An 11,128-nucleotide genomic window follows, 5' to 3' on the forward strand; every position below is an offset into this window, starting at 1 on the left:
ATTAAACAAAATTTCTCGCGTCATTATTTCTTCCAAACTTATAAATAGCAATTAAGAAGAATGCAATTGCGAAAGCGAATAAAATTAAAATATTTAAATACAACTCCGAGAATGGTATTCCCTGCTGTAGTTTTGATATCGTATCTAACAACCAGCGCTGCGGAAGAAAATTAGCTACTTTTTGTACTGCACTTGGCATAATGTCATATGGGAAATAACATCCAGCAAGTAAGCATGTTGGTACAATGATCATATTTTGCATCGCATTTGCCGATGCTGAGTTTTTCGAAAAAGCTACAAGGACTAATGATATTCCAATTGCGATTAATGCAAATAGCATTAGTACGCCCATCATCACTATGAAAGGCATATTGATATTCGTATGAAAAACATTCGTTAGGAATAGGATTGTAATCAAAATTTGTACTGTTAGTATTATGATATTTACTCCGACATTAGATAATATAAACTTCTTCCCATCTATCGGCGTTGATAATAGTCTAAAGTACGTTCTATTCTCTTTTTCTTTTAAAATATGACCTGATAAGTTCGCTGCTGAAAACAGCATAAACATAATAAGGTAACCCATCGTTTGATTTGTCATATCTTTATTTTTCGAAGTATCTTCTAGCGTCTCAGTTTTCATTTTAAATGAACTTTTTTGATACCCTGCGTACATATTGTCGAATGTGCTTTGATCTGTTCCGGCTACTTTACTAATAGCTGCTATATTATCAATATAATTATATAAATATGATTTTATAAATCCTGTTACTTGATCACCTTTAATCGATGAAATTTCAATATGCTCTGGTTTCCCTTCTCGAACACTTTTTGAAAAACCAGAATCTAATGTAATAACTCCATCAAGTTTTTTGGAAGTGAGTTTATCTTCTATTTGAGACTCCTTAACCTTACTCACATTCACATGATTTAATCCTTCTAAAAACTTTATCGTATCATTTGCTATCGGCTCATTTTCTTTATTTACAATCCCGATATTTAACGTTCCTTGCCCTGCATTTCCGTATATCGAGAAGGAAATGAGCGTCCCTATTATCGGCAAGCTAATTATAATTAGTAAACTTTTTTTATTTTTCAAAAGCACAGATAACGTTTTTTGTATGAGCCATAAAATATCCTTCATACTATAGCCCCTCCCGTCTACGTAATGCAATAATTGCAATTAATAAAAAGAGTGCTGAAATTCCAATGTTTAAAGAAATGACTGGTAGTGCTGCCCCTACATCATTTGCATAAATAATTTTCATAACAGCTGTATTTGCCCAAGTTAATGGCGATAAATTCGTAACGAAATTTTCTTCTACTACGAAATATGCACCTCCAAAAATAGAAGCTAATTGCACAACAACCATAATAATTGCCCTAGACGCTTCAGCTGTTTTCGTGATATATCCGATTCCTAAACCGAAGCTAATTGCTAGAAAGACTTGTGTTAATAAAATAAGAAATATGATTCCAAGATGGTCGCCCCAATTCGCTTGAAAAACAAATTTACTAAATAACATGACGAGTAATATGCACAGGGCATTTGCTACTAGGCTACCAAGTACTTTTCCAATGAATATTTCAGCTTTACTTATAGGTGCAGCAATGAGACGATCTCCTGTTTTACGTATTCGTTCTCCTCGAATTAAAGAACTCGCTCCCATCGCAGCATACAGTGCAATCATCGTTGTCATTACAACCGCGTAGTAATCCATAGAACCTGGTTTTTTCGCAGCTTGTAAAGATGTTTCTTTTATATAATCATTATGGTTTCCGTTTGAAATAACTGTGCTCACCTTAGTAGGATCTACTCTTGCAACTTCGACCGCTACATTGTACTTATCAACAAATGTTGTAAGCATTCCTTCCACAATACTCCCCTCAATACTACTTTTGTCACTTCCGTAAAATTTTGCACCATCTTTATTTAACTCTACATAAGCAGCATATTTATTTTTCTTCACTTCTTCTTTCCCATCTATACTGCCGGAAGCTTTTTTAAAATGAATACCTGATTTATCCACTTCTTTCGTAAATGCTGCAAATGATTGAGAAAACGTGCTACTCGCTTCATCTTTATATAGCACTTGTATATCTTTAATCGAATGACTATCACTATTAAATGCGTTGGTTAACGCTGTTCCTAACACAAGCATAAGTACAATCGGAAATGCTAACATAAAAACTAAAGTTCTTACGTCTCTGAAATCTCTTTTAATATGCATAATTGCAATATTGAAGATGTTCAATTGATGAACCTCCCTTTACCTTTTCTTCATTTACCTTTTATTTATCTCGTAAGTTTCTTCCGGTTAACGTAAGAAATACTGTTTCTAAGTTTGGAGCCTGCTCCTCTAACGAACGAATTTCAATGTCATGATTAATGAAATGCTGAATAATTTGATTTAAATTATTTAATCCTGCATCCGAGTTTACCTTGATTACGTTCTCTTCAATTTGAACAGCTTTCACACCGTTTATCTCTTTTAACTTTTCTACATCTAAATTTTCTACTGACTTCACTTCAATCCAAATATCTTTCGTATCTGTAATAATCGCTTTTAACTGTTCTTTCGTACCTTCTGCAATCACTTTACCATGGTCGACAATTGCGATTTTCGTACAAATCTCTTCTACTTCTTCCATGTAGTGGCTCGTGTAAATAATAGTGCTTCCCATTTCATTTAACTTCCGGACAGACTGAAGAATATAGTTTCTTGACTGCGGATCAATTCCAACTGTCGGTTCATCCATAATAATTAACTTCGGTCTATGTGCAATTGCACAAGCAATATTCAATCTTCGTTTCATCCCGCCAGAAAAGTTTTTCGGATAACTTTTATGTTTATCGCTAAGCCCCACAAATTGCAGTGCTTCCTCCACTCTCGCTTTTAGCTCAACTCCTCTTAATCCGTACAACCCAGCAAAGAATTTCACATTTTCATAGGCAGTTAACTCTTCATAAATCGCAATATCTTGCGGAACGATACCGATATTCATCTTCGCAAATCGGTTATGTTTCTTTATATTTTTTCCTAGTATGCTAATTTCGCCTTCATTACTTCTTAACAAACCAGCAATCATATTAATCGTTGTACTCTTACCAGCACCATTCGATCCTAAAAAGCCAAATATTTCTCCTTCTTTAATAGATAAAGACATATTATCAACTGCGATGAAATCACCAAATTTTTTCGTTAAATTTTTAATTTCTAATGTATTCATCATTTCACCCCTATTTCGGTTTCTCTGCTTTTAGTATAAACAAAAAGAATGAACCTGCTCAGTGCAGAAGTTCATTCTTTTCACATGAGATTATTCACTTTTTTCATATGAGATGATTCATCCTCATATCGGCAACAACATTGTTACTGCAAAACCACTTGTTCCATCTACAATAATTTTTCCGTTTACTGACGCTGTTCGCTCCTCCATCCCCATAATCCCGAGACCTTTCTTAACGAGAACCGCACCTTTTCCGTTATCCTTCACTTGTACTTTCACCATCTTGTTAAGTACATGAATATCAATTGAGATGACTGTCGCATCAGCATACTTCATCGCGTTCGTTAATGCCTCCATAACATTTTCACCAATAATTTTCCACTGTATCGGAGAAATCATATCTAAGTTCCCTTTATAAACGAAAGGAATATTCACATCATTCTTACCGGCAAATTCCTCTATGAATAATTTCATACGATGAATACCAATTTGCTCAGTTGGTGGCTTCATATTTTTCAATGTAATGCGAATACTTTCAATTCCATCTTTTGAAATGTGAATTGCATTTTGTAATAACTCCGCAGATTTTTCTTTATCTATTTCCATTAACCTCTTTGCTGCCTCCATTTGAATAAGTGCACCCGTCATCGAGTGACCAATTTTATCATGAATTTCTTGCGATAACCGATTTCTCTCTTCTAGCTTAAATGTGTATTCAGATTGTCTTATGTACTCTTTATTTTCATGTAAGCTTTTCGTAAGTCGTTGCATATCTTTTCGCATCTTATCATTTTGCGATTCAAGCTTTACTACACGCGATATATATCGATCTGCAATAGTTAAAACGAGAAAAGAAAATGCAACAATTAATCCATAAGTCATTCGAATACTTTCATCTGCAATCGTAATTGGGAGCATCATAACGACAAAGCTTGGCCAATTCTTTTCTATGTAATAGAATGTAATTTCGTATAAGTTCAAAGGTAAAAACAAAATAAAAAATGGATGAACCCTCCATGTAAACAACATAACTACGCCAATGGACATACAGATTAATATTTTTTTATACGTATCTTTTTTAAATATAGAAATCATTACGTTTACAGAAAGGTAAATAAGTAAAGTAAATATAACCCACGGTAAATTTGCTACATTTGCGTAAATATAACTGAACACAATATATAAAAAGACAATTAATTTACTTACAGTTAACCAAAATTCCATATCATTAATCTACTTTCCCTGTTAAGTAATAAATCGCAATTTGTGTGCGATGTTCAAGTCCAGTTTTCCCTAAAACTGACGTAATATAATTTGCAATTGTTCCCTCAGATATAAAAAGCTGTTTCGAAATTTCTTTATTTGAGAAACCTTTTGCAATTAATGCGATAATACTAAGCTCCCTTTCTGTGAAAAGGCTCTTATCAATTTTACATTCTTCCTCCTTACTTTCCATTAAATTAGACTTAATTTTATCGAGGACAACATCTTGCATAACAGTTTGACCGTTATATACTCCTTTTATCGCATCACGAATACGCTCCGGATCGTTATTTTTTAATAAATAACCTTTCGCTCCGTTTTTTACTGCATCCAAAATATATTCATCATCATCAAACGTCGTTAAAATAAGCGGTTTTGTTTTCGTCTCTTCACAAATGAACTTCGTCGCCTCTACACCGTTCATATTTGGCATACGAACATCTAAAAGAGCAATATCAACTTCATGCTTTTTACAATACGCTACAGCTTCTTCCCCATCATTTACAGTATCTACTACTTCAAACTCTTCGTATGTATTTAAAATAATTTTCATGCCTTCTCTAATAAAAGAGTTATCATCTGCTATTAATATTTTAATTTTCATGTTTGTTAGTATGGACCTTTCCCTACTAACATTCACATCCTTTCTCCGTGTAACATTTCCTACTTGCTCATTATATACTTCTCTTTACCATTTTTTCACACCTTTTTTCATCTAGCTCTCCCGCAAAAAATATATTATTCTTTTTTTACAAAATGTGTAGGGTGACTTATCATTCTTTACGTCTATATAATAGAATGCGTCAAAAAGGAGGGAGAGACCGATTGAGGAAAAACAATTAATTGAAAAAGCACAGCAAGGAAGCGAGCATGCTTTTCGTATCCTTGTACAAACATATCGTCATTATATTTTTCAAGTTATCTTTTCTATTTTAAGACATGAAGAAGATTCGAAAGATGTTACACAAGAAGTATTCGTAAAAATTCACACCTCTCTCCCAAATTATCAATTTCGCGGATTAAAAACGTGGATGGCACGTATTGCCACCAATCACGCTATTGATTATAAGAGAAAGAAAGCTAGAGAAAGTGAAGAACTCTCCTTATGTAAAGAAGCTGAGGAAAATATACAGTCCTCTCATAATATTGAGGCTTTATTATTGACGAAAGAGCAAAAATTACTCATTGCTCAAAAACTGCGAGAACTTCCCGAAAATTACCGTGACGTTGTTCTCGCACATTACTTAGAAGAAAAGAGCTATCAAGAAATTGCTTTACAGGAAAACATCGAAGTAAAAACAGTCGAAATGAAACTGTATCGAGCACGAAAATGGATTAAAAAACATTGGAAGGAGGAAGAGTTTCTATGATGCATTATTCAAAAGAAGATTGGCGCAATTATACATTAGATTTTATAGAAAGTAATGAACGTGAATCTATGGAAGAACATCTTTATGAATGTGATCATTGTTTAGCACTTTATATGGAAAGTATTGATGAACAACATGAAAACCTTCCAATGATAAATGATGATTCATTTACGAACGAAGTTATGACGCAAATTAATTTTGAAACACTACAGTCTAATGAAAATATAAAAACAACCTCACTAAAGCGCACGATCATTCATTACATAATTGCGACTGCGGCTACAATTATTTTTATGGTAAGTGGTTTATTTCAGTATATTTTTACAGCGACATCAAATTTAGAGAAATCTTCAAAACATAACGAGTCTTCTATTTCACAACAAATTGTAAACAAATCGGTAGACACATCGAAAAAGGACGGAGGTTCAAAGCATGAATAAAAATCCCTTTTTAGCACTTGTATTAGGGCTAATTCCTGGGCTTGGACATTTATACTTAAAAAAGCTAGGACGGTTTATTTTATATAGCGGAGGATCACTATTTCTATTCTCCTTTGCAGTATTTTGTACCATAGTAGTAAGAGAACGTGATATTGCTTTTCTTTCTCTATTTTTACTAGCTGTTCTATGGGTAATTAACTTACTAGATTTAGTTATCACCATTATAAACCAAACGAAAAAGCAAGAAGCTGGAGAAGTGATAAATTCCTCTAAAGAGAGCGAACGATTTTATATCATTCTCTTATCCATCATCCCTGGACTTGGCCATTTCCAATTAGGACTTATGCAACGCGGACTTACATTTTTAGTAGCTTGCACAGGAATCGGAAGTATGATCATTTTCGTTGCACTTTTAACATCGCAAGAAAGTTTTCTTATCTTCCTTATTACGTTACCTGTTTTATGGATTTATAATTTCTTTGACGTTGTTCAGCAACTACAGAAAAAAGAACGTGGCGAGCAATTAATTGACCGTACTATTTTCGAAGATTTTGAAGAACATCGAGAGCAGGGAAAGAAAAGTAAAACATTTGCTTCTATTTTAGCGATGTTCCCTGGAGCAGGTCATATGTATTTAGGCTTACAACGCCGTGGTCTTCAGCTTATGGCAGCCTTCTTACTATCTATTTATTTACTCGACTTATTAAGACTTTCTGCGTTTTTATTTTTAGTACCAATCATTTGGTTCTATAGCTTTTTTGATGCGTTACAGCAAACAGCAAAATACGGAAAAGAACGAGTTCAAGACGAACCCATTATCGATTATTTTATAAATCATCAAAGATGGATCGGTATCGGATTAATTACACTCGGTGGTTATTATTTATTAAATCAAACAGTCCTTCCTATTTTGAATGATTATTTTGTAACTATATTTAATATTCATCTTAGTGAACTATATTATCGCTATTTCCAAACATCTATCGTTGCGCTCCTTTTAATTGGCGGCGGCTTTAAATTGTTACTTGGAAATAAAGAAAACAAAGGTGGGACAAGCGAATGAGGACTTGGCGTGTTGGAACATTCTCAATGGGGCTTTCTATTATATCGTTAGGATGCTTTTTACTATTTTCAGTCGTAAAAGGAATTCAAGTATTAGATACACTAACTGCATGGTGGCCAGTTTTACTCATCATACTTGGAGCCGAAGTTTTACTATACCTTCTATTTTCTAAGAAGGAACAATCATTTATTAAATATGATATTTTTAGTATTTTCTTTATCGGCGTTTTAGGAAGCGTCGGAATTGCTTTTTACTGTTTATTATCAACTGGATTACTAGAAGAAGTTCGTCACTCTATTAACACAACGAGGCAAACGAGTAATATTCCAGACGGACAATTTGATATACCTGAATCTATCAAAAAAATCGTAGTAGATGCAGGACATCAGCCTCTAACGATAGAGGGAAATAATACAAATCAAATTCATCTTTTGGGAACTTATGAAATGACAACGAAAGCAAATGAAAAACTCAATTTAAAACGAGATGATTTCCTTTCAGTTCAAACGGCTGGAGAAACGATGTATATCACTTTAAAATCTTTACCTGTTCAGCATACATTATTTAATTCAGCACCACAGGTGAAACCAACGCTTGTTCTTCCGCAAAATAAAAATGTGGAAATCCGTGCTTCAAATAACGAACTATCTCTTTATCCAGGTCAATTACAAAATAATTGGTTTGTACAGGAAAGCTCAAGAGTGTCTGTCCATCTTGCAAAAGAAAGTGATGTATCTTTAACAGCAGTAACGAATCAAAAAGAAACACATGGAAGTACACCTTGGGAACAAGTAGAAGATTTAACGAAAAACGAAAATACTTCTTCAGAAGAACATCCAGAATTAAACAACCAAGAACATTGGTATAAAAATTCGATTAAAACTGGAAATGGGACGTACAAGTTAAATATTGAGAAAGCTTATAATTTGAATATGAGTGTTCTCGAAAAATAAAAAACCTTCCGCAATTGCGGAAGGTTTTTCTCATATAATCGCTTTAATTCCTTCTAACACTAATCCAATCATAAATCCGCAAACCGCCCCGTTCACTCGGATCCACTGTAAATCTTTACCGACGTTATTTTCAATCATTTCGATTAACGTCTTATCATCTAACTTATCAAGGTTTTCTTGTACAAGCTTACCAATTTTCGAATGGTTCTTTTCCACAAGTGTGACAACTTGCTTTTGTAACCACTTCTCTATTTTTTGAACAGTTTGTTCATCTTCTTTTATTTTATTCATTTGTTTTTGTAAAAATGGAATAACATATTTATCAGCAAATTCTTCATTATTTACAAAAGAAACTGCTCTTTGCTGCACTTGCTCTAGCATCTCTTTTATTTTGTCAGTAGCATTCCAATTGGCAATCCATTTTTCTTTCCAATTTTCTAATTCTTGTAGTAACGCTTCATTTTCTTTTACATTTATAATTTCTTGACGAATTTTCGATAAAATAAGTTGTCTCGTACTATTATCTGCATCTTGTAAGCTGTTAATATTGCTAATAATAAATTTCTGCAAAATGCCGCCAATTTTATCTTCATCTACAATATTCATAAACGATTTCAATGTAAACTGCAAGAATCCATCTACTTTTATATTTTCCATCGCCTTCATACCTAAGCTTCCGAGCTGGTATCGAGCTTCATCTTGCGCTGTCCATTCTTTCACTTTTACTAATATGTAATCAAGTGTCTTTTCATCATATTCTTGCACTACTAATTGATCAACAAGCACTTGTAAAATGTTACTTGTATTAATTGTATGTAAATACGTCTTTAATTCTTTTTCAATAATAACCGCTAATTTTTCCGTATCGATTGAAACAATCGCTTTCTCAGCAATCGTTACAATGCCTTTTTTCACAGCATCAGACTGCATTTCTCTCTCAGCAATTTGCAGTACCATTTGTGCTAACTGCATCTCTTTTACTTTATTCGTAATACTTTCTTTCGTCAGCCATTCATTTTCTAACGTATTGATGAGCCCTTTCGTTACCCGTTTACGGTTTTTAGGTAACAAAGCTGTATGCGGAATTGGTATTCCCATCGGATGACGGAATAAAGCAGTAACCGCGAACCAATCTGCAAGCCCGCCAACCAATCCAGCTTCAAATCCCCCTTGTATAATCTCTCCTGCTACCGTTCCTTGAAAAGGGATAGAAGCCGCAAAGCCAACACCCATAACCCCAAGCGAAATACCCGCTATATATTTAGTCTGTAATGACATCGTATACACATCCTCTTATTATGTAAAATAAAGCTTTTTTGTTGTATTTATTCAATATTAGTTATCCTTTATATATACTATAAAGAACTATTGTGAAAATAACAAAGATTTTTATGTACATGAAAAAATGAGGCTACAACTAGCCTCATTTTTCTTATATCGTTAATTCCAAACCTTTCCTATAGTATTCATTCATTACATCTTTTGGAACCATACTTCCACCCGTTCCCCACACAATATGAGTACCTTTTTTCACCTTCTCTGTTAACTGTTGCTTTTGTAAATACTCATCTTCTTTACATACTTTCACTGGCCCTATCATACCTGCTAGTGCAGAAGGCTCTAAATAAATATTCTCCGTGTCAGCTAGTTCTTTTAACAATCTATATAACTCTTCATCGCTTACTGTGTAATTCCCACTCAAAAATGGTTCCATCGTTTTACCGACAAATCCAGACGGTCTTCCTACCGCTAGTCCGTCCGCGTCTGTTACATTATCAATCCCGATATCTTGAACAGCAATTTTATCATGAAGTCCTGTCATTAAACCGAGTAACATGCATGGAGAGTGCGTAGGCTCCGCAAAGAAGCAGTGCACGTTGTCTTTATACAATAACTTTAAACCAAATGCTACCCCGCCAGGTCCTCCTCCTACTCCGCACGGAAGATAAACAAATAAAGGATGATTTTCATCTACTACAACCTCTAACTCTTCTAATTGCTTTTGTAATCGCAATGCTGCTACTGCGTATCCTAAAAATAAATCATGGGAATTTTCATCATCTACAAAATAACAGCTAGGATCGGCATCTGCTTGCTGACGCCCCTCTTCTACTGCTTTACTATAATCAGCTTCATACTCAATAACGTTTACACCTTTACTTCTTAATAAATCTTTTTTCCATTGTTTCGCATCTGCTGACATATGAACCGTTACGTTAAAACCTAGTTTCGCACTCATAATCCCAATGCTTAGCCCTAAATTTCCTGTTGAACCGACCGCAATTGAATATTTGGCAAAAAACTCTCTACATGTATCACTATCTAAAATGGAATAATCATCTTCTTCTGTTAACATACCATGCTGCAATGCTAGTTGTTCAGCATGTTTCAACACTTCATAAATGCCGCCCCTAGCTTTAATTGATCCTGATATCGGAAGATGACTATCACATTTTAATAATAATTCTCCTAAAATAGGTTGCTTGTAATTTGTCTCTAAAGCTTCTTTCATAGAAGGTATTTTCACTAAAGATGATTCGATTATGCCGTTCGTCCCTTTCGTTTCAGGAAAAACTTTCGCAATATATGGTGCAAAACGCTTTAATCTCTCTTCCGCATCTTTTACATTCTCTTCATTAAGTGGTGAATCTTTTATTGCCCTTTCATACTTTTCTATGTTTGGATTTATCCAAAATACTTCTTCTGTTGCAATAAGTTTATTCACTAATGGGTATTCTGCTTGTAATGCCCCTATTTCTTTCATTTTGTTTCCTCCTTATATCCTTGTAGCTCACCATATAATAA

At 34.1% G+C, this 11,128-nt stretch carries 11 protein-coding genes; 4 read left to right on the top strand and 7 right to left on the bottom strand.

Features of this window, described 5'->3' with window-relative positions; all coding sequences use genetic code 11:
- Window position 1: 1 nt before the first annotated feature.
- From ABWK52_RS05665 to ABWK52_RS05685, 5 genes are all read right to left on the bottom strand, one after another.
- Complete coding sequence (locus tag ABWK52_RS05665; protein WP_000651885.1) at window positions 2-1,147, bottom strand: ABC transporter permease; 1,146 nt, start codon at window positions 1,145-1,147, stop codon at window positions 2-4.
- A gap of 1 nt (window position 1,148) precedes the next feature.
- Window positions 1,149-2,258: an ABC transporter permease gene (locus tag ABWK52_RS05670; RefSeq protein ID WP_098434624.1), complete on the bottom strand. Its 1,110-nt coding sequence runs from the start codon at window positions 2,256-2,258 to the stop codon at window positions 1,149-1,151.
- A gap of 37 nt (window positions 2,259-2,295) precedes the next feature.
- Complete coding sequence (locus tag ABWK52_RS05675; RefSeq protein ID WP_001093830.1) at window positions 2,296-3,234, bottom strand: ABC transporter ATP-binding protein; 939 nt, start codon at window positions 3,232-3,234, stop codon at window positions 2,296-2,298.
- A gap of 123 nt (window positions 3,235-3,357) precedes the next feature.
- Window positions 3,358-4,458, bottom strand: a complete 1,101-nt coding sequence (locus ABWK52_RS05680) for a sensor histidine kinase (RefSeq protein ID WP_058839109.1) — start codon at window positions 4,456-4,458, stop codon at window positions 3,358-3,360.
- Window positions 4,459-4,462: 4 nt separating this feature from the next.
- Complete coding sequence (locus ABWK52_RS05685) at window positions 4,463-5,101, bottom strand: response regulator transcription factor (protein ID WP_000694093.1); 639 nt, start codon at window positions 5,099-5,101, stop codon at window positions 4,463-4,465.
- A 277-nt stretch (window positions 5,102-5,378) separates the two neighbouring features.
- Here ABWK52_RS05685 and ABWK52_RS05690 point away from each other — a divergent pair, with 277 nt between their 5' ends.
- Genes ABWK52_RS05690 through exsE form a run of 4 tightly spaced genes read left to right on the top strand, consistent with a single transcriptional unit; the run spans window position 5,379 to window position 8,323 of the window.
- Window positions 5,379-5,867 carry an RNA polymerase sigma factor gene (locus ABWK52_RS05690; protein ID WP_071686419.1) on the top strand — a complete coding sequence of 163 codons (489 nt, stop codon included), beginning with the start codon at window positions 5,379-5,381 and terminating at the stop codon, window positions 5,865-5,867.
- Window positions 5,864-6,307, top strand: coding sequence for a hypothetical protein (locus tag ABWK52_RS05695; RefSeq protein ID WP_000972351.1), 444 nt, complete (start codon window positions 5,864-5,866; stop codon window positions 6,305-6,307). The genes ABWK52_RS05690 and ABWK52_RS05695 overlap by 4 nt, the downstream gene beginning before the upstream one ends.
- The gene (locus ABWK52_RS05700; RefSeq protein ID WP_001039124.1) at window positions 6,300-7,370 is read left to right on the top strand and encodes a hypothetical protein; all 1,071 of its coding nucleotides are present in this window, start codon (window positions 6,300-6,302) and stop codon (window positions 7,368-7,370) included. Before ABWK52_RS05695 ends, ABWK52_RS05700 begins: the two co-directional genes overlap by 8 nt.
- Window positions 7,367-8,323, top strand: a complete 957-nt coding sequence (gene exsE / locus ABWK52_RS05705) for an exosporium protein ExsE (RefSeq protein WP_001261427.1) — start codon at window positions 7,367-7,369, stop codon at window positions 8,321-8,323. The genes ABWK52_RS05700 and exsE overlap by 4 nt, the downstream gene beginning before the upstream one ends.
- 30 nt (window positions 8,324-8,353) lie before the next feature.
- Here exsE and ABWK52_RS05710 read toward each other — a convergent pair whose 3' ends face one another.
- Together ABWK52_RS05710 and ABWK52_RS05715 are read right to left on the bottom strand one after the other, a co-directional pair.
- Complete coding sequence (locus ABWK52_RS05710) at window positions 8,354-9,601, bottom strand: DUF445 domain-containing protein (protein ID WP_098295621.1); 1,248 nt, start codon at window positions 9,599-9,601, stop codon at window positions 8,354-8,356.
- A gap of 154 nt (window positions 9,602-9,755) precedes the next feature.
- Window positions 9,756-11,087, bottom strand: a complete 1,332-nt coding sequence (locus ABWK52_RS05715; protein WP_098507690.1) for a D-serine ammonia-lyase — start codon at window positions 11,085-11,087, stop codon at window positions 9,756-9,758.
- Window positions 11,088-11,128: the final 41 nt, after the last annotated feature.

The sequence above is a fragment of the Bacillus sp. AP50 genome, from assembly GCF_040492675.1.
GTDB classification, from domain to species: Bacteria; Bacillota; Bacilli; order Bacillales; family Bacillaceae_G; genus Bacillus_A; species Bacillus_A cereus.